Genomic DNA, 20821 nt, shown 5'->3' with positions numbered 1-20821 from the left:
GGCCTCAGCTATTAAATAAAAAATAAATGATTAAAGAAGAAATAATTATGACCCTTTCAAGTAAATTGTTTTTATCTGCTTATACTGATTATTTAAAGGATACTATTGATAATTCATTGATCCATGCTGGTGAAACTAGAATTATCACTCAAAGCTTAATGCCTAATCAAGCACTATCAATTTTTGAAAAAATAACAACATCATATCCTGCAAGTGTTTGTGGATCATATTTAAGGGTTGCTCATGGCTTAGTTAAGCATTGGCAATCTTTGAAACTAAACAGTAATGATATGGAAGCTTTCACTAGACTAAGACTTAATTCATGGCTAGATGAAGAGGATAAGCTAACTTGGTATCGTAATAGAACCACTGTTGATGAGGGCGTTGAAAGACTATTGGTTCTACTAGTAGGTATTGATCATACAACTGATAAAGGTGGACTCGCGGATTTCTTTGTTTGTACAAGTAACAAAGTTTGGGATTCATTAGAAGGTAATTACAATAAATGGTTGAAGGAAACAGCTGAAAATGAGGGTCTCACGCTTGGAGAACAACATTATAATCAGTTAAACGATTATTTAATGTTAATAGATAGTCTAGTACCTCTGACATTGAGTCAAAAAGCAGACCTACTTGAAGAATGGTTAGCGAATTACTCTTCAAATGACGAGTATAGTGAAGACTACGATGGTCTGTTATGCAGTTTATTCTCAAGCTTAACTAACTTAGGTATTCCTTATCTACGTGTTGAGAATGATATAAAGTTGTTTAAGAGTAAAAAAGGTCATCAATACTTAAAAGCTGCTCATCAATTTATTTCTCATCGCCTATATAATCAAGGTAGTAGAAAAACAAAAGACCTTGATAAAGTTAGAAAATACTTACTGGAAAATTCTGAAGTTAAAGTATCTGATATATCAGGTAGTAAAATAGATGTTGATCTTTATTTTTCTTACATAGAAAATTTCATCCTTAATGCAGATAACGATTGTAAGTCAAAGCTCATCGAAACAGACTTATTACCTGTATTAAAAGCTTTAAATATAAAAGAAGAAAAGGAAGAAGCCTCTTCTAATACAAGCATCCCTTCTTTTAATTGCCATAGCTTTGAAGCGGTATGTAAAGGTTTGAATTTTTCTTTAGAAAGATTTAGTGATGAGCACCAATCTCGTAGTATTTCGCTAATTACTATTAGAGTCAAACATTTTCAGCACGATTTCAATAGTAAAGATGCTCAAAATAATAATATAAATAAAGATGAGCTGGCTAGGTCTGTATTGAAAGGAGTATTGGGTGGTATAGAGGGTTATATCGGGAATTTAAATTTAGCGATAGAAAATTGTGTTGTAGAGTTTTTACCACTTAATGAAGATACCACCTATCGTTCGTCCACCTCAAATCCACATGTGGTTTTTGAAACAAAGATAACTGGAGAAAGTACTCAAGTATATCTGTTTAAATGGAAGCTATCAGAGTTTCAGGTCGAGCGGTTACATGTTCAACTCGCAAAAACAATACTACAAAAAATAGAGACTAATAAAGGCTGTCTTTTACCTATATTAGTAATGAATAAACAAATCTATCAAGCAATTTACCATGCTTCAAATCAAGAAGAGGCTTGTCGCTTAACAAGTCTAGGCTTGAGTGATATGAAAGTTATTGATATTTTTAAAGATTATGATTTTTCACAAGCTGAAGGTATTCAGTTATCACTTCAGAATTTAAGCAATACTTATATACGTTTACTCGAGTGCGTTATCGATGAAGGATTATATGTTGCCAGACATCAATCTCAAATACTTTTAGATGCATATAGCTCCGCATTAGAAGAGATAATGACATCTGAAGCTTATATTGCACAAGATATTAAAGAAAAATTCTATTATGGTTTTTTTATGACTGAGAATCTAGGTCATAGTGGCTTTAATGCAATAGAGGGAGTACTAATTAATGCTTATCATCCAGCAGTATTTGAATTAGTCTCTGCCCAGATAGATTTTATTACTTTTGCTGTTTCTGATATCTATAGTGATTCAAACTATATATTTAATAAAAATGGTATTGATGATGTTTTTGTTCAGTCTGAGATTGAAACACCAATCCTTGCGCTAAAACAAAAACAGGGTATTAGTACTCATGCGAAGTCTTTTGGTTGGCTGCATTATATTGGTAAGCCACTTGATGATAATATCGACTTATCTGTACAGGCTTTGCTGAAAGAAAGCGATGATGATGAAGATACTCAGGATGTGCAAGCTATTACTCCTGAAGAAAGCATTGTTTATAACACGCTCAATGATTATCAAAAGGTCTACTCTCATGCAAAAGATGGCCTACGTATATTGGCAACAAATGTAACGAACCTACCCTCGTTGCTAGCTGGGCTGACAAAGTATTGTCAGGATTCTCTAATCAAAGACCTAAATCGCATTCATTATTCATTACATATTTCTGTCTATACCATTGGCTTATCCAAATTAACTGCAGTAAATACATTAAAAAATTGGCAAGAAGATTTAGTCGACAAGTTTGCTAAAAAGGATAAGGTTATAGAGTTAAAAATTAGCCATTTTAACTCTGAGGTAGGGCATATTAAGAAAAACTTAGATTCAATACTTGAAATGCAAGATGCAACCGGGCTTGGTTGCTTTGACATGGTGTTTAATTTTAGCTTTTTACAAAATAGAACTTATGGTAAAACTGATCCAGCAGCCACTATATCCTTGCAGTCAAATGAGGATCGTAGCTTAATATTTCCAATTATCTACTATCCAAAACCTATTATCCAACAACAAGACAACCTACGTGAACTACGCCTTAGTCAGCGACAGATTGCCATCCAATCTAAACACGCAAACTTGACTGCTAACCTTGAAGTATCCAATCGAAGTGAAAATGAGCAGTATTTTGTAGTATCTAAAATGGAATATGAGCAAGCTGATATTGAGTTTATTGAAACTCTACATCAGATATCGCAGTGGGTAGTCAATATTGATGAATACTTTGATTATAATTTACTGCAGAAAGGTGATAATGAAAATCATAAAGTCGTCAGCTTTAGTTCTGGTTATGGTCATTATGGCGAGCTAAATGTCACTTTATCAACTGCACATAACGCCCAACAGAAGCTTAAGGAAAGTATATATAACCATATTTCCGGTATCATGCATTATCTTCATAAAGAGACATTATTACAGTTAGTTGATGAGATATTACGTCTGAATGAATCTTTATCAGGTGTTGCTAACATTAAAGCGGTTTTAGGAAATAACGAAGCGGTAAGAAATTTGTATGGCTATGCGTTGTCTATCAAAGCAATTCCTGCATCAAAGGATTGTCTAATTAGCCAGTGGATACCTTTAGATGCATGCCAACATTGGTTCAAATTACAAGATAGTTATAATAGAGCAGACTTATTGCAGTTATCACTGACATTAGATCAAGATAATAAGCCTATATTAAGTGCTCATGTTGTCGAAGCTAAAATTGGCTCGCCAGATTTGGTAAAAAAAGCTGAAGATCAAATTGAAGCCAGCATACATTACCTAAGTAAGCTATTTGCACCAAAAGACAGTAATAAAAGTAATAATGGCTATAATAGAAGATATTGGTGGGGACAGCTGCATAGAGCTTTAGTAATACGCTCGCACATCAATCAGTCAGAAGCCGAACAATTGAATATTGCACTTGAACGATTAAGTGAGGGTGACTTTACAATCCATTGGACATCCAGTGTAGTGATATGTCATACCGAGGATAATAGCAATGATTCTGTAGTAATAGAAAAATTCTATACGGATGAGTTTAATAATCTAGAAGAGGCTTCACAGAGATATTTTGTTAGACAGTACTCAGAGGTTGGCTTTGAAAAAACTATTCTAAACCATCTTTATTCAGAAGGTTTGTTGAGTTTTAAGACAGAAAGAATAAGTCTAAACAATAGTAGCGACAATGATTTCAAGTCTATTATTACGACGCCAGCTATAGATATAAGTGGTGAAAATGATTCCAATTTAGATAATATGTCTGTTACAGAACCAACATTAAGTCAGTCGATGACCCAAGTTAAAGTAGCAGAGGCTCCAGAGGCTCCAGAGGCTCCAGAGGCTCCAGAGACTTCAGAGACTTCAGAGACTTCAGAGACTGTGGATGTTGTTGCAGATAGAAAAATAGTAATCGGTACAGAAGGAAGAAAACAAACTCCAATCTATTGGGAATATAATCACAAAAAGCTAAGCAACCGTCATTTGCTTATTTTTGGCTCTTCGGGGTCAGGGAAAACATACGCTATTCAGTGCTTGTTATCTGAATTAGCATTAGCAGGTGTTTCTTCCTTTATTATTGATTATACAGATGGGTTTTTGAAGCATCAGTCAGAGCTTATATATCAAGATGTTTGTAAGCCGCAAGAGTATTTTGTCATACAAGATCCATTACCTATCAATCCATTTAAAAGTTACTCAACAGAAATATTTCCGGGTAAAATTATTATAGAAAGACCTTTCCAAGTAGCGATTAGAGTAAAAAATATTCTAAACTCTGTATATACAGACTTTGGGAGTCAGCAAGTTGCAATTATTGATAAGGTACTTGAAGCTGGGCTAACAGCTAATCCCAATTATAATTTAGAAGGATTTGTTGATGACTTAGAAGAAGAGGGTACGCGGGGCGAAAGTGTTGCCAATAAAATTCGTACCTTAGTAAAAATGAACTGTTTTGATAATACTTCTGCTACTAACTTGTATGAAGATGAAGTACGTAGTAAACATGCTGTACAGATTATTCAGCTCACTCAAATTCCTAAAGACTTACAAAGGATCATCACTGAGTTTGTTTTGTGGGATTTATGGGCATATGTACAAAAACATGGTCACAAGAATAAGCCCATCACAATTGTTTTAGATGAAATGCAAAACCTTGACCATAGTGCAGACTCCCCAATTGATAAGCTTCTTCGTGAAGGTAGAAAATTCGGTATCAGTTTGGTTTTGGCAACACAGACGGTTAGTAATTTCACTAATGAACAAAAGGATAGATTGTTTCAAGCTTCTACAAAGCTATTTTTTAAGCCTGCAACTACAGAAATAAGCAGTTTTGCTGATTTATTATCTAAAGTACATCCTGAACTAAGAAAAAGTGACTGGATTGAACAGCTGAATAGTCTTGAAAAAGGTCAGTGTTTCTTTGCAGGTTATGTTGACGATGGAAGAGGGCAGTTTAAGGAAGTCGTAAGAAAATTGGATATTACTGCTCTAGAAAAGCGTGGCTTTACTAGCTATATCAGTGATAAGCAGTCTGATTCATTTTTTGTATGTATATGATAAAAAATTAGATAATGTAATTGATCACTGAAATTATTTACTATGGCTTCAGGCTCTAATAGGAAACACACAGCATTTTTTTTGTGCGTTTCTAAAATTATATTTTAGTACGATGATTTTGTTATAACTTAAAGGGGCTGTCCTAGATAAGCAAAATAATCTAGGACAGCCTCTTAATTTATTTAAGCCTATCGACTGTCTTCCTATTATATTTTCATGAGATAAGCCAGTTTTTAAGCAGCTAGATAAACGATTTCTAATTATTAGTCCACGACATCATTGCCATACGCTGGGTAGAGGTATGCTGATTCCAACTTGCTTGTATAACTCGGTACATCTGATAGGTCATATTCCAAGACTCATCATGATGGCAAATAGCAAAGTCCATTTGTTGATGAAGTATGCGAAAGCCAGCTTGTGCCTTATCATATTGTGGGCAGGTGGCAAATAGAAAGTTCTTGCCTGTACAAGATTTTAATTGCTTCGCTACATTCGGCAGCGCTACTTGTACGGCTTCTATATCTACAATATTAGACAGTAAGTGAAAAGTCTCTTTACACTCACTATTTAATGGCAGTAATACACTATCGAGCGTGCGCTGTTGGCAATGAATAGACACCTTCATGCCATGTACTATCGCTAGACGCTCAATTAAGAGCTTTGCAATATCTAAGCTAACTTTAGAGGGCTCGATTAGATGCACTTCAAGTGCGATTCGTTGTGCGAGTCCCTTCTGTGCCAAATAATCCATAAATGCTAATGTTGCTATCCCTTGACCACAGCCATAATCGACCACACGCATACTTTCTTGTACCTCAGCCGTCATATCAATCGTTTCAGTTAATAGATGCTGCATACTTTGGTGATGTTGCCAACCATAAGCCACGATATAAAATATTGCTTCTTCTTCGCTGATAAGCGCATTGGTCGCTCTATTGGTACGGTTAGAAAAGGTATTGTAGGTTATGTTTTGATCAGGATTCTGATGAAAGTAATCCACCATATTTTGATAGTAGTCAGTAAAACCGCCATTCATAGATTCGCTGGCTTTATCCATTTGAAGCTGAACTTGATTTGACATAGTCATTATCCTTATGGCGGTTATTTGATGCGTTGAGTTGATTATCAACTTTTCTTGATGACACCTCATAAAATGACAAGCTTGCGGACAATGTATGAATTCAGCTCAAAAAAAGCCGCCTATCAATTGATAGGCGGCTTTTTTGTTTGGCTTTTATGGAAAGTTAAATATTTTCAATTGCGAGACTAAAATTGGCATGCAATTTTCTAACGCTGTGCTCGAGCATAGCTCTACGCCTTGCGCTTCAGCTGAGTGTCTCCCAGACACTCACTTATCCTCGCTCACCTTACGAATCAGGGAGCGTTTCAGACAATTATGAACACATTACCAACAGCAGCAGATATGTCTTAATCCCTTACGAATCAGGGAGTGTTTCAGACCAATTGAATTAAATAATGAATCAGTTAACCATATGTCTTAATCCCTTACGAATCAGGAAGTGTTTCAGACACACAAAGTACCTATATTCAGAAAGTATGAAGGTCTTAATCCCTTACGAATCAGGAAGTGTTTCAGACTGTACAACGATTTTTATTTTCAATAAAATCAAAAACTTACACCTATTTAATTAACGGACAAAAGTTAGCTTAAAAGTTGATGATTTTTTGATCAATTTTTTACTGAAAATTGTATAAATGATAACCAATTATGCGTCTGAAATTTTAAATAATGACCAGTATCTTCGTCAGATAGCGTCTGAAACCATCCCTAATTGTTTAGGATGTGAGGGTTTTAAACTCACCGTTTAATCATAATGGATGTGCCAGATAAGTGCAAGGTAAGAGTAAGTTACTATGCTCACTTATTCTTTATTGCTTAGCAGACTGAAGTCATGAATGACAAGCTTGTCATAAATCAACTTTTATAGCTGCGTTGCTATGATGTGCATTACAGTTTTAACGATGGATGAAAGTAGTGATGGGATTTTTCGATAAGCAACTACAAGCAGGCGATCATCTGGTTACTGAGCGCTTAGGATATACCCATCACGGTATATATTTAGGTCGTAACAAAGTCATTCATTACTCAGGACTTGCTGCCGGTCTGCGAGCGGGTCCAGTTGAGATTACTGATTGGGATAATTTCTCTCAAGGGAAGCGCACGTATGTGAAGCAGCATCATAGTCGTATGTTCAGTCGTAGGCAGACAATCAAGCGTGCTCGTAGCCGCTTATCTGAAGATAAATATAATCTGCTATTAAATAACTGTGAGCATTTTATCAATTGGTGTATTTATGGTAAATCACGGAGTGAGCAAGTCTCTAAAGTGGCTATTTATCTTGTTTCACAAGGGTTGTTTGGCGGTACTATAAGCAGCTTTAGTCTGATTCGAGTGGTCGGAAAAACGGCTTTTCGAGTGTCCAAAAACTTATAAAGATGTCATTTGGTAAGACAAAACTCACTCATATCATGATAGATCTTTGAATAATTGTTTAAAGCGATCTTTTAATGAGGCATGCAAACGTTCAGGATCTTTCATTATTTGCCGGATTCTGTCTTTTCCAGATGCGGTTCCATGTACCATTGCATTTCTAAACTCTTTAAATATTTTAAAGTCCTCTCTTGAGTCAACTAAGTATTCGTAAGCTTCTTTACGCGCTTTAAAGCTCTGTACATCATCTTCATTCAGCGCTGTTTCTCTTGAGATCAGTCCTTCCATCGCATAAATGACGGCACGCACATAATCCTTTCTCTTGAAGTATTTCTCTGCCAAGTCTTGCTCTTGTAAACCTAAAGAGGTTTTTTTGTACCAAGATAGACGCTTGGCTAAAGGCGTATAGAATAGACTAAATAGAGGAGAGTCAGTTTTGTGCAGTTCATCTAATTTAGGCATAACCTGCTTTAATTTGGCGCTGGCGGCACTGGCATTTAATATGCGCTCCAAGTAGCTGGCACGCTCAAGCTCGTCGGCAGACTGCTGGTCTAAACCTACATTGACTAGTAATGGGGCAAACACCGCATAATCACCGTCTTTATCAAAGGTTTCAAGCGCACTGACCCAGTTCAGCATGTCTAGTAAGCCACGTAACTCTAAAACCTCAGAGAATTTTAGCTCGTTAGAATACAATCCATAATAAATATGTTCAATATGTACGTTTTTGGTCACCTGCAGATAGCGTGCAGCGACCAGTGCAATTAGGGGCAGGTGACGAAAGCCGTGGGTGACATCCATGACGACATGCTCGTCTTTAACTAGCAGCTCGTCTAGCTTCTTTAGTATGTCAATCTGTCCTGCAGACTCTTTTGCATAGTCTATTAGCTGGCAGGTCACTTGCAGGCCTAGCTCATCAGTTAAAAACTGCTCAAATGGTTGTAATTGTTCTATGGTAACGCTGTCACTCTGCACAGCATCAGATAATGTACTCCATGCCTCTATATGATCCTCTAGTCCTGCTACAAAAAACACATCCCACATGCTAGCTGACGTGCCAAGGAGAATAAGCCTATCAGGCTTGACCTCTTTGGTAAGTACCATCCCAAAGTAACGCTCATTTTCATAAACAGTGCCATGAGAGAACTTGTAATCGGTAGTTTGGTAGCTACCACCTCGTTTACCGCCACCCAAAAAGCTAATTAAGGTCGTCATGCTATTACTGTCCTTTTTCTGAGCATATGGTAAAGCAGCTGCTATGAAAATAGCAGCTATTTTGGTGATTACTGGCTAATAATTTATCTGTTTTAGGGTTTTACTCAAGCTTAGCTTTGCACTTTGGCAAGCTGTCTACTAGATACTTTCTTATCCTCACTCATTTTAAGAATCAGGCAGTGTTTCAGACTATCAGCTAATCTTCGTTAAGTACTTAGCTACGTCTTAATCCCTTACGAATCAGGGAGGTGTTCAGATAATTAATCGTTATACGTGCCCTATAAACGGTAAGTCTTAATCCCTTAGGAGTCAGGGAATGTTTCAGACAATGAAGATATTAGAAGCCTACCGCCTTGCAAAAGGTCTTAATCCCTTACGAATCAGGGAGTGTTTCAGACCTAAACGTCCTGACGCATACGCTAATATGTATGTGTCTTAATCCCTTACGAATCAGGGAGTGTTTCAGACGTACAACAACCGGAGCAACACCATGACACCTAGTCTTAATCCCTTACGAATCAGGGAGTGTTTCAGACTCATGACTTCTCATTCATGGCAGGAGCTCAATAGTCTTAATCCCTTACGAATCAGGGAGTGTTTCAGACGATTGCTAAACATCCTCTGCTTTTTGATATGGCGTCTTAATCCCTTACGAATCAGGGAGTGTTTCAGACCTAGAAGAGATTGACTTCAAGCTATAAGTAATAGTCTTAATCCCTTACGAATCAGGGAGTGTTTCAGACTCTTATCGAAACCGCATTAACAGGTGAGATGGAGTCTTAATCCCTTACGAATCAGGGAGTGTTTCAGACTGAGGAACATACGCTAGAAGAATTAAAAGGGGTGTCTTAATCCCTTACGAATCAGGGAGTGTTTCAGACTGTACAACGATTTTTATTATCAATAAAATCAATAACTTACATCTATAAAATTAACCGATAAAAGTCGGCTTAAAAGTTGATGCTTTTTTGATCAATGTTTTACTGAAAGTTGTATAAATAATAACCAATTATGCGTCTGAAATTTTAAATAATGACCAGTATCTTAGTCAGATAGCGTCTGAAGCCATCCCTAATTGCTTAGGATGTGAGGATTTTAAATTCACCGCTCAATCATAATAGATGTGCCGGATAAGTGCAAGATTATAATAAAGTTGAATCACGATCTGAAGCGCGCACCACTATCATTATAATGTTATCTCTCCGATGTCGCTAAACAACATAATCTCATCGTCACGTTTACCGATGACAAATGAGTTTTCAAGTGGCTCAACTTCATAGATACGCAAATCATCCTCGTTGGGATGTATGATCTTTTGTATCGACGTGATAAAGGTATCCATGCGTTTAGGCGTCATACTGCCATAGTAGACAGAGTATTGTAGTTGCAAGAACTGATTGCTGATTAAGCGCTGCAATCGCTGTAGTCTGTTCTTTTCACTGACGTCATAAGCAATAATAAAATAGGTGTTTTTCATAAGCAATCCAGTGTATTGATAGATTCAGCTCGGACAAAAATTACATATTACGTCATTATTTTATACGCCTACAATAGTGGTGTTGGTGCTTCAGGATGATGACTGACAAAGGACAATGGTGACTGTACTGATGTGGCATCTTGATGGCAATGATAGCGCTGCAGACGATTTTGCCAGAGCCACGCATGACTGAGTGCAGTTTTACTTAAGATTGGGCGTATCGCAGCAAAGGCTTTGTAGAACTTACTGCGTCCAGATTTTAGTAGCTCACAGGGATAGCTGCTGTCGTTAGCCATACTAAAATCTGCTGAGTCTAAAATATTCTGATCAAATAATTGCCAAACCCAAAAGTCGATAGTACTGCGTTGCAATTCGGCAAAATCACAGGCTAGAGACTGTCTGCCATAGTTTGGACTGTGCAATAGACCATGATAAGGGTCAAAGCCGACACTATATGTGGCGTTCTGGCATAAATGCTGTAGTAGGGTATACGACAATGATAAAACCACATTGACAGGGTCTTTCGGTGGTCTTCTATTTCGAGAGTAAAATCGCCACTCATCAGCAAAAAACTGCTGATAGCATTTAAAGTAAACAGCAGAGCCGACACCTTCAGTACCTAACAAGCTGGATATTTGGTATTGAGGCGTATATCCATCATAAATACTAGAGGGCTGGTCTGGTTTTGTAGATGTATTGGTATAACGTTTTCGGAATTTATCACGTAAGCTTTTGATTTTTTGAACAGAGCTTTCTATCTCAATAAGCGTTATCTGTGAAGCATGAGTATTGCCAGTAGAGTCAGCACTTAGGATGCAGTTTTGTATTTTACTTAACGTAGTGGCTTGTTGGTGCAGTTTGAGCCGCACAACAACAGATGCCCAGTAGCTTCTTGCCTCATCATTATCAATAACGGCATATTGCTGTGTACGGCGTTCTCTGCCGGCATGCCAACTACCCAGCAAGAAACACGCTTCTCCGGAACGACCGCTCGGCAAGATACAGACACTGATGGCGTTTTCAGAGAGACGAGTCAGTAAGGTGCTGCTCAAATCTACTTGGCTGGTAATCGTCAGGCTTTGAATCTGAGATAGGGGAATACTTAATGGCTTGGCAAAGCTTTGATAATGTATGATGAGGATGTTGCGCTGGGTGGAGAGTTGGCTGCCTTTTTTATCTACGACTATATTTTGCATGACAGCCTCCTAAGTAGACGTTTACCCAATATAAAAATGATGAGTAGCTGAGTCCTCTGACTTGGATAGGTCGCCTTTAACGACTTGTGACCAATACGTCCGCCGCGTTTTGATAATAAAAAACGCATCTCCTGGATGAGTCTTGGATAGCGCAAATTCAGTTAATTGTTGCTTATTGTCTAGTGAGAGCATGCATTCATAAGCAGATTTTTGACCTGTCGCACTATAGCTTTTAACGTGATAGCGCAGTAGTGCTTGGCGCTTTGGATCGCTGATGTCGTAGCCGACTAGATACAGTAGCTGTTTCATGATTTTATGCCCCAACGTTGTTGCCTAGCCAGCCATAAAGTAGTCGTAAGCTAGACATAAAAAAATCTGCGCTTAACGGCAGTACTAATTCAGCTGATTAGCATATACGAAACCATCAAGCTGATAGATACTAGATGTGGATGGTCCGAAAGGTTAGATTAACACGGTTTTCTTTTACCTTTTTTTGCTTCGGTACACTATGCTGCCAATGATGTTGCAGTGCGCCTGCCATCACCAATACACTGCCATGCTGTAGTGATATCTCAAGCTTGATACTGTGATTGTCTCGACGACGCAATAAAAACCGCCGACTGGCACCAAAGTTTACTGACGCGATTAATGGATTTTCTCCAAGCTCAGGTTCAGCATCGGTATGCCAGCTGATATGATCCTCACCTGAGCGATACCAGTTGAGTAATACGCTATTGAACTCTCTTTTGCATATCGGTACTAGTGCTTCTCGTAAACCAAGTAACACTGTATTCCAAGCCTTTGGTTGTAAGGTAATACCAGAGTAGGTATAGGGTCTGTCGTTATCGCCATACCATGCCGATAGTCGCGGTAGAGGATGGGTTTTGCCAAACATACTGACACTATCATGCTGCCAACGGATATTTTTAAAGGGCAGCTCATTAATCTCGCCCTCTTGATGCCAGTCGTGAGTGGTATGGTCAATGCCCTTACATGCCAACAAGCTATCCAAGATCTCATCGCTGTGTATACTATCGAAGTACTGCGGCGCGTAGTAAAGTCGACCATCTGGCAGATCGATGACGATACCTTTAGCATCTTGATGAATGTGTGCAGGGTAATCAGACTGCATAAATTTCCCATCATTAATCAATCCTGCCAGTGCAAATGCTGGCTCATCTGCAATCAAAGTATCAAATAAGTCCATCTCTTATTCTCCTAATGAGTACTGATTGTTAGTCATATTGCTAAGTAGACGTCTAAAAAATCTAAGCAGCTATCTTTATATTTTTATCTGATAGTGTGTTTTTAAAGCACAATCCCATCATCACCCCATAAGAAGCGCTATGCTGCCAGTGATTGTTCTTAATTGAGTATATTTCACTTTCGATAGAGAAGTCAGCCACGTCTTGCTTAACAGTCACATCGTTTAACGAACGCTTTAGCTGCTGTAAACCTTGATAGTTATTGGAGTACTGCGGACCTACGGCAATCACCATTTGTTTGCCCTCAATGCTATGTAAATACTTACAGAGACTCGGTATCTGTTGCTGCACTGCATCTATGTCCAATACATTAGAAAATAGATGCATTGAGTAATCCGCAGTTGCAAGGGCTTCACTGTCATACTCTAAAAAGTCAGACAGACTCTTATTATACTGATGTATAACTACGTTGGCTGCGATGCGTGAGGACATTTTGGTCACCAATAAAACTGCCAAATCGAGCGTGGTGCGTGAAGGTTCAACGAGATGGAAGTTCAGCGTAAAATTCTCCCAGTTGACATACTTTTCAAGATAACTTAATAACGCTAAGCTGGCAATTGCTTGTCCGCAGCCGTAATCTACGATATTAATCGTTCTAGCTATTGCCTCTGAGCGTTTATTTTTACCCATAATTTGAGCAATAACCTCGCTAAAGCGATCAAAGTGGCTTTTGCCATATAATGTTGTGTATATCACTGCTTGCTCTAAAGAGGTTAGTGGAGCCTGCGCACGGTTGGTAGCATTGGCAAAGCTAGGGTAGTTAAGCGTCTTATATACTTCAGACACATAAGCGCCGACCATCGCATTGTAGTAGCGATCAAAACCATGAAGTTGTAACTGTTCAGCGGCATGGGATATATGCTCTGCTAAGCTTTGCGCTGATTGAGTGTTTGCTGCTCGGTTGAATGCGATCATCGGTCTCTCTCCACTGGCTGTTGAATGAGCCCATTATGCAGGGTAGGAGCACTTTGATCTTTAAATGGCAAGCTTGCGACAATCAGGATATTAAAAACAGAAAACCACCTCGAAAGGTGGTTTTCTGTTTTATAGGTTAAATCTCTTACGAATTAGGGAGCGTTTCAGACGACCCGAAGTTCGCGCAAGCACACTTTGGTGGGTCTTAATCCCTTACAAATCAGGGAGCGTTTCAGACAGATTCAGATGAGGTGACTCTACCTGCAGGCATGGTCTTAATCCCTTACGAATCAGGGAGCGTTTCAGACATACAGTCACGCATCACGCCAGTATCCCATCGATGTCTTAATCCCTTACGAATCAGGGAGCGTTTCAGACTGTACAACGATTTTTATTACCAATAAAATCAACAACTTACATTTATAAATTTAACCAACAAAAGTTATCTTAAAAGTTGATGCTTTTTTAACCAATTTTTTAATGAAAATTGTGTAAATAATAACCAATCATACGTCCAAAACGTTAAATAACCACAGTAATCTTCGTCAGATTAAGTCCAGAACGCCCTGATAATTAGGGGTCACTTAATAAAAAGCAACGCTGTTATAGTAAAACAAATATCTAACTTTTGCAATAATGAGTCAACCACTGTGCAATAGTAATATAAGTTCAATAAAGACTCTTACAATACTAATGTAATGAAGTCAAAATATGACAAGCTTGTGATAATCACTAATTGAGTGGTTTTGCGTTATTCTGGCTATATAGATGATTCATTTCTGCTATGCTAACAGCCGAAATAATATGACAAACAAAAGTAAGGGTAGCTGAATATTTTTTTGCTGGAATTTAACTTAGCTTAAAATACAGCTTGCTTATCTAATATAAGGATGTGATATGAAAAACGCTTATCTGTTTGAAACCAGAGGCATTCAGCGGTTTTTATTCGCTACAGGCAAGCTCAAAGATATGCTCGAGGGTAGTGAGCTGATTGATTATATCTGTGCGGATAACGGTCTATTAGATGAGACTTTAGACTGCTTGAATTTGACAGGTAAAGTCATGTCACCCCGCAAGGCTGGTGGTGTTTTTTACTTGGTCTTTGATGAGTTAGCGGATGCAGAAAGGTTTCAAAGAACTTGGCGACTACTCATGTCGCAGTGGATACCTTCTGTTGAGCAGGTAGATGTGGTCAGTCAAGCAATCTCCGTTAAAGAAGCCATTAATAACGGTATCAAGCAGCTTGCTCAGCAGCGCAATATTATCAGTGCTGCGCTACCTAATGCCAGCCCTATCACAGAAAGAAGCCCAAGAACGGGGCAGGCGGTAGTCAGACGAGAGGCGCATGGTAAACGCGGGACTGAATCACTTGATATGAGCACCTCAATATTACGCAGCTTTCAAAGGCCTGCTAAGAGCCAATCTCTAACGGACCGATTTTTATATGGTTTTTCTGAACGTCAAGAAGACGATGAGGATAGTCAAAAGGTACACTTTCCTAATAATTTCGAATCAGATGCCAAAGCCTCAAAAAAATTCCCATTAGGTCGCCGCCAGTTAGTAGGGCTCATTCATGCAGACGGTAATGGTTTAGGCGAGATACTGCGTTTGCTCAATGAAGCTTGTCAAGATGCCAGTGATGAGGTCTATATTGATCTATATCGTACTTTTTCAGAAGGTATCACTAGAGCGACGATTGAGGCGACTAATCAAGCCGCTCATGCCACTCTCGTAGCCAGTATTACTGATAATAATGTGATTCCAGCTCGTCCATTGGTATTGGGCGGTGATGATTTATCTGTCATCGTAAAAGCTGATATTGCCATTGATTTTACTCGTGCATTTTTACAAGCTTTTAAGCAGACTAGTCAAACGGAATTAGCACAGCTCAAGCAGAAGTTTATAGATAATGGGCTGACAGCATCAGCAAACAAGCTACCTGCTTATTTGACTGCTTGTGCTGGTATCGTCTATATGAAATCCTCGCAGCCATTTTATCAAGCCTATGAGGTGGCTGAAGGGTTGTGTAAACAAGCAAAAATTTTCTCACGCAATTATAAGCAATCGGTTGCAGGTAGTGAAACACCGATTATTCCATCGAGCTTAGCCTTTTATAAGATTGGCGACAGCCTGATAGAAGAAGTGGATATGATGGTCGAAAACAGTATGACAGTCTCAACCGATCATAAGTCTTATCATTTGTCTGCAGCTGCTTATATGGTAGATGAGATACAGCAGATAGAAGGTCAACAAGTGGCAAGCTTACATCAGTTAGAAGAACTCAACGATTTATTGGTCAACTCTGCAATCAACCCTCGAGCACTTAGAGAAATTGCAACATTAATGTATCTCAATATTGATCAAGCACAGCACGTCTTCAAGCGCTGGGTACAATACTCTAAGCGCTCTGATGAGCAACTAAAAAACGTTCCTAGAGCTGAACAGCGAGAAGTTAAACAAATTAATGTGTTCCTACAAAAGCTTGCCCAAGTCATCGGTAAGCTTGAAAGCGACTTACCCTTTAGTCAGGTTAAGCCCGGCAGCACTGATATAGATAATAAGCTTGAGTATCAAAGTGTGATTGCGGATTTATTGACCTTAATGACTATAGCAGAAGAAAAAACAGCGTATCAAAGTAGCGATAAAAACGCGAAAGACTCTGAGGGAGCATAAGCATGCAAAATGCATTAGAACAAGTGATTCATTTAAATTTTCAGGGTTATTGGCATGTAGGTAGTGGTAAAGGGCGTGGATACTATCTCGATGAGGAGTGCCTAAAAGACACTTATGGACTGCCATTTGTTTCAGGAAAACAGCTAAAGGGCCTGTTGCGTCATGCGGTAAGACGAGCAGAAGCATGGGGATGGTACAAAGACATTAGCTTGCCAAACGGTGATGGCGGGGCTACCAGCTTTGAAGACTTATTATTCGGTAGTGCTACTCAGAGCGAGGGTCGGTTTGAGACCTCTTCAGGGATGATTTTTGTGGGTAACGCTGAGCTTGCAAAGTCAGAATATGACTATCTACGAGACACAGAACAAGCATCATTACGTCAGTACCTGTATCAGCCACTATATAACACCAAAATACAGCACGATAGTGGCACTGCTGAGGATATGAGCTTGCGCGGTATAGAAGTTGCTTTGCCTATGAATCTATACACTGAGCTACAGTTAAGGCTGACTGCACTTGATGACACGCTTTTGGAGCAACAACAAGCAATGCTTGTTAGCAACCCTTGGCAAATTATACAAAAAGCATTGCCACTGATAGATGCTATAGGCGCGCATAGAAGTCGCGGATTAGGAGAAGTAGTGCTCTCATTTGTTCACGAGTTAAAGGACTAACCTTATGAAAACCAATCAATACCTCCTAACGCTTCGTCAACCTGTAATAATCAGTGAAAAATCTGCATCCGTTGGCGCTCATCAAAGCTTAGATTATATCAAAGGTTCTACATTGCTCGGTTTGCTGGCAAGTCGGCTATATAAAAATCTGTCAGCAGATGAGGCTTTTTTAGTATTTCACAGTGGCAAGATTAGATTCAACGACGCGCTACCAACGCTTCAAGGCAGCTCAAAAATTGCTTATCCTGTTCCTATGTGTTTGCATAGTTTTAAAGCTGAGAAGTATGCTGACGGTAACGCGCTGTTTGCCGATAAAATATTTGACATCTCTAAAGTAATGACAGATGCATCTTTAAAAGAAGCTATCAAAGAAAAACAGCCCGTACAGCTGCGCAACTTTTATATTACTATGGATGGTATGCGTATCAGTCCAGACAAAGAACACACCCTAAAAACAGCCATTGACCCTACACAAAACAGAGCACAAGATGCGCATCTGTTTGGTTATGAAGCGCTGTCAGCAGGTCAAGTCTTTGGTTTTAGTATTGATATAGATGATGATGTCTGTGATGAGCTGGTTGATAAGCTATCAGCTATAGTGGGCAAAGCACATTTAGGTCGCTCTCGCTCGGCACAGTTTGGCGCTGTAGATATTGAGCAACAAGACTCAGTTCAAACCAGTCAAGCTAAAAATCAGGCGCAACAGCTATTGACCTTATGGTTAATAAGCGATATGCAGCTACAAAATAATGGACAACCAACCCTGATACCAGAGCCGCAAGTACTTGGGCTGCCTGAGGGCACTAGATGGATAACTGAATCAAGTTTTTTGCGTACTCGTCGATACAGTATGTATAACGCCTATCGCCGTCATTATGACAAAGAGCGTCAAGTTATCAGTCGAGGTAGTGTATTGAGATACAAGTTACCCTCAGACTTTAGTGACTACGATAGGTTGTATAAAGATATATCAGAAGGTATTGGCATACAGACAGAATGCGGCTTAGGTCAGGTATGGATCAATCCTTATATTTTATCAAGTACGCATCCCTCTTGGCAGAATCAGGATAATACAGTAGACAATGCCCGCTCAATGTCAGCTGCCCAGCCTAAAGATAGCACGCTAGTATCAATGCTCTTTAGAAAACAACAAGTCGCTGAGGTGGGTACTAAGCCGCGCCAGATTGCTGCTGATATCTTTGAAAAGCTGTGCACCAAAATTACTCAAGCCAGACGCTTCCAAGGATTGGTTAGAGGTATACCATTAGAGCCTACGCCGCCTTCAAGAACACAGTTCGGTCGATTAAAGGAGCTAGCTAATCATCATCGTAGCGATGTCAACCAGCTATGGCAAAATTTAGTAGTGAATAAAAATGCAATGCTGAAGATCAGTACGGAACAAAACCGCGATAACAGACAAAGTGGGTCATCGTATAAAAGTGCTGGATGGGAGATTAAGTATGCGCCTAGTACCCATGCAAGCCTTGGTCAGTTTATGCAAGATGAGCTAGCCGCATATAAGTCAGAAAGCTATTTTGCTTATATTGTTGCTGAGCTTGCCATACTAGGCCTATCGGACACATGGGATGAGTACTGTATTGGTATTAGACCGACAGCAAGTGAGATGCAAGCAATAGAAAAACAACGTGAGGAGCAAGCGTAATGATCAGTTCTCGTCCAATATTCCACTTATTAAAAGTGACACTAGAAGCAAAGAGTGCTCACGCTATTCATACGGGGCATGGTGATACGGTTCATGATAGCTTGGTTATGCGCGACGCTAATGGACTACCTACGCTATCAGGGTCTAGCTTGGCGGGCGTATTACGTCACGAGTATCAGCGTCAGTATGGTGAGCTTGCCACACAGACATTGTTTGGCTATGCCAATGGTCAAGATGGTCAAACCTCTTGGTTAAACGTCACTTGGGGTCTAGTGCACAATAGCTTAAACCAAGCGCAAGAAGGTCTGCTAACCTCAGCTCAGTTAGAGGACTCTTTATATACCGAGCTTAGTGATGCCAAGCTGATTGTACGTCAACGTGTTCGCTTAAACGACCGTGGTTCAAGTGTAGATTCTGGCAAGTTTGATGTTACCTTAGTACCTGCTGGCACGCGTTATAGCTTTGGCATCAGCTACTGGGGTGATGGCTCTGATGAGTCTAACGAGCAATGGAGTCGCTTACTCAAACTGTTTGTTGAGCGAAACATACGCATCGGACATGGCACAAAAAATGGTTATGGACTGTTTGAATCGGTAACGTTATACCAATCAGTATGGGATTTGACTACTGAGGCAGGCCAAAGCGCTTATGTTAATCGTGGGCGTACGCGAATGGACTATCAGCATATGGAGTCACTTAACACTGAGTCTGAGCTAGATGGTCATGAGTCATCAACACCGCTGTCAGCTTCGCTTGAACTTAGCGCTGAATCTGCTTGGCGAGTGGGCGGTGGTGAGCGTTATTTGGCTAATACCTCGTCATATGATGACGATAGAGATCCTGACATGCTACCCATGCACGAAGCTAAGATATATTGGACTAAAAAGTCTAATGGTACACAAGTAGGTGAGATAGGAGAGCAGCAATATCTACTGCCTGCCAGTGCAATCAAAGGTGCTATTCGTCATCGTGTGGCTTATCATTACAACTGTCTAACCTCTCGCTTTGTAGATGATGACTCAGCTTATGAGTCAGATGAAAGTCCAGCGATAACTGCATTGTTTGGCTATGCCAAAGACAACGAATCAAGTGCGGGAATACTGGCATTTCAAGATACCTATCTAGAATCACAAAAGCAGCAAGTGCTAATGCACAACAAGATAGATAAATTCACAGGCGGCGTGATAAATGGGGCGTTATTTAGCGAAAATGTCCTTTGGCACACTAGCATCACCATAAAACTTGATGTGGTAAATCCTGATAAAGTCACAGATCCAGATATTAAGTTAGCGCTACACAAGTCATTAACAGACTTAGCAAATGGTTGGTTGCCTCTAGGTGCATCAGCCTCACGTGGTTTAGGTGTGTTTTTGGACAAAGATAATAAAGGTATTCAGTGGTCAGATGACCAGACATGGATTGAGACAAGAGGAGCGGTATAATGACGACTCAAAATTGGTTGTCTGAATTACTAGACGATATCGCCACGCTAAGTCAGAACAGCAACTTAAAAATAGATATGAATAAGTTTAAAGCGGTGCATAGTAGTACCAGTCATCAAACGCTTGATAAAGATCAGATGGCCATAAAAGTTCAAGAAATAAACAACGTATCAGGCTGGGTGCAAGCAACAGGTGAGGTAAAGATACTTGATAATGAGGCTATCATAACAAGCAGCCCACTACTCAATGGTGAATGGGTAGAAGACGATGGACAAGGGGATATTCAAACAAGCTATGTGCTTGAATATATCGGTAATAATAAGTGGATGTTACAACAGTGCGTTTTGGATTTTAGCGATAAAAAACCAGCTAATAGTTTAGCGGAGCGTGTGGTACACAAAGAAGTCGGTGTCAAAAACACACGTAATCTGATTTATCAGAAGCTTTGGGTGTATAAAGACGCTACCGCTATTGCGGATATGGCGTTTTTTGTAGGTTTTGATAGATAATATTATTGTATTAGCAACA

The 20821-nt window shown here is 39.4% G+C and carries 14 protein-coding genes and 1 CRISPR repeat array; of the genes, 7 read left to right on the top strand and 7 right to left on the bottom strand.

What is annotated here, in order from left to right; all coding sequences use genetic code 11:
- The first annotated feature begins 47 nt into the window (after positions 1-47).
- The gene (locus FHS24_RS03105) at positions 48-5321 is read left to right on the top strand and encodes an ATP-binding protein (RefSeq protein WP_183618566.1); all 5274 of its coding nucleotides are present in this window, start codon (positions 48-50) and stop codon (positions 5319-5321) included.
- A gap of 256 nt (positions 5322-5577) precedes the next feature.
- On the opposite strand, the gene FHS24_RS03100 is transcribed toward FHS24_RS03105, so the two are convergent.
- Entirely contained in the window at positions 5578-6402 is an 825-nt protein-coding gene (locus FHS24_RS03100) for a methyltransferase domain-containing protein (protein WP_183618565.1), read from the bottom strand.
- Between the two features lie 918 nt (positions 6403-7320).
- Here FHS24_RS03100 and FHS24_RS03095 point away from each other — a divergent pair.
- A complete protein-coding gene (locus FHS24_RS03095) occupies positions 7321-7776 on the top strand; it encodes a lecithin retinol acyltransferase family protein (protein ID WP_183618564.1) in 456 nt (151 codons plus the stop codon).
- A 33-nt stretch (positions 7777-7809) separates the two neighbouring features.
- Here the strand turns inward: FHS24_RS03095 and csx2 are convergent, their stop codons facing one another.
- The 6 genes from csx2 to FHS24_RS03065 form a co-directional block, all read right to left on the bottom strand.
- Positions 7810-8988 carry a TIGR02221 family CRISPR-associated protein gene (csx2, locus tag FHS24_RS03090; protein WP_183618563.1) on the bottom strand — a complete coding sequence of 393 codons (1179 nt, stop codon included), beginning with the start codon at positions 8986-8988 and terminating at the stop codon, positions 7810-7812.
- A 222-nt stretch (positions 8989-9210) separates the two neighbouring features.
- A CRISPR array of direct repeats spans positions 9211-9869; the repeat unit is 36 nt; unit sequence GTCTTAATCCCTTACGAATCAGGGAGTGTTTCAGAC.
- 305 nt (positions 9870-10174) lie between these two features.
- Positions 10175-10465, bottom strand: a complete 291-nt coding sequence (gene cas2, locus FHS24_RS03085) for a CRISPR-associated endonuclease Cas2 (RefSeq protein ID WP_183618562.1) — start codon at positions 10463-10465, stop codon at positions 10175-10177.
- 68 nt (positions 10466-10533) lie between these two features.
- Entirely contained in the window at positions 10534-11661 is a 1128-nt protein-coding gene (gene cas1 / locus FHS24_RS03080) for a CRISPR-associated endonuclease Cas1 (protein ID WP_183618560.1), read from the bottom strand.
- 21 nt (positions 11662-11682) lie between these two features.
- A complete protein-coding gene (gene cas2 / locus FHS24_RS03075; protein WP_183618559.1) occupies positions 11683-11970 on the bottom strand; it encodes a CRISPR-associated endonuclease Cas2 in 288 nt (95 codons plus the stop codon).
- A 130-nt stretch (positions 11971-12100) separates the two neighbouring features.
- Positions 12101-12868, bottom strand: a complete 768-nt coding sequence (locus tag FHS24_RS03070) for an alpha-ketoglutarate-dependent dioxygenase AlkB family protein (protein WP_183618557.1) — start codon at positions 12866-12868, stop codon at positions 12101-12103.
- Between the two features lie 61 nt (positions 12869-12929).
- On the bottom strand, positions 12930-13841 hold the full coding sequence (locus tag FHS24_RS03065) for a hypothetical protein (protein ID WP_183618556.1): 912 nt from the start codon (positions 13839-13841) through the stop codon (positions 12930-12932).
- A gap of 897 nt (positions 13842-14738) precedes the next feature.
- Here FHS24_RS03065 and FHS24_RS03060 point away from each other — a divergent pair.
- From FHS24_RS03060 to FHS24_RS03040, 5 genes are read left to right on the top strand one after another with little or no spacing between them, the layout of a single operon-like run.
- Positions 14739-16514 (top strand): Cas10/Cmr2 second palm domain-containing protein, encoded by a 1776-nt coding sequence (locus tag FHS24_RS03060; RefSeq protein WP_183618555.1) that lies wholly within the window; start codon positions 14739-14741, stop codon positions 16512-16514.
- A gap of 2 nt (positions 16515-16516) precedes the next feature.
- Entirely contained in the window at positions 16517-17188 is a 672-nt protein-coding gene (locus FHS24_RS03055; protein WP_183618554.1) for an RAMP superfamily CRISPR-associated protein, read from the top strand.
- A gap of 4 nt (positions 17189-17192) precedes the next feature.
- Positions 17193-18851: a type III-B CRISPR module-associated Cmr3 family protein gene (locus FHS24_RS03050; protein WP_183618553.1), complete on the top strand. Its 1659-nt coding sequence runs from the start codon at positions 17193-17195 to the stop codon at positions 18849-18851.
- A complete protein-coding gene (locus FHS24_RS03045; protein ID WP_183618552.1) occupies positions 18851-20293 on the top strand; it encodes an RAMP superfamily CRISPR-associated protein in 1443 nt (480 codons plus the stop codon). The genes FHS24_RS03050 and FHS24_RS03045 overlap by 1 nt, the downstream gene beginning before the upstream one ends.
- Complete coding sequence (locus tag FHS24_RS03040) at positions 20293-20802, top strand: hypothetical protein (RefSeq protein ID WP_183618551.1); 510 nt, start codon at positions 20293-20295, stop codon at positions 20800-20802. The genes FHS24_RS03045 and FHS24_RS03040 overlap by 1 nt, the downstream gene beginning before the upstream one ends.
- Positions 20803-20821 lie beyond the last annotated feature (19 nt).

Origin of the sequence: Psychrobacter luti, from assembly GCF_014192115.1 — a bacterium.
GTDB classification, from domain to species: domain Bacteria; phylum Pseudomonadota; class Gammaproteobacteria; order Pseudomonadales; family Moraxellaceae; genus Psychrobacter; species Psychrobacter luti.
This window is presented reverse-complemented; position numbering and strand designations above follow the sequence as displayed.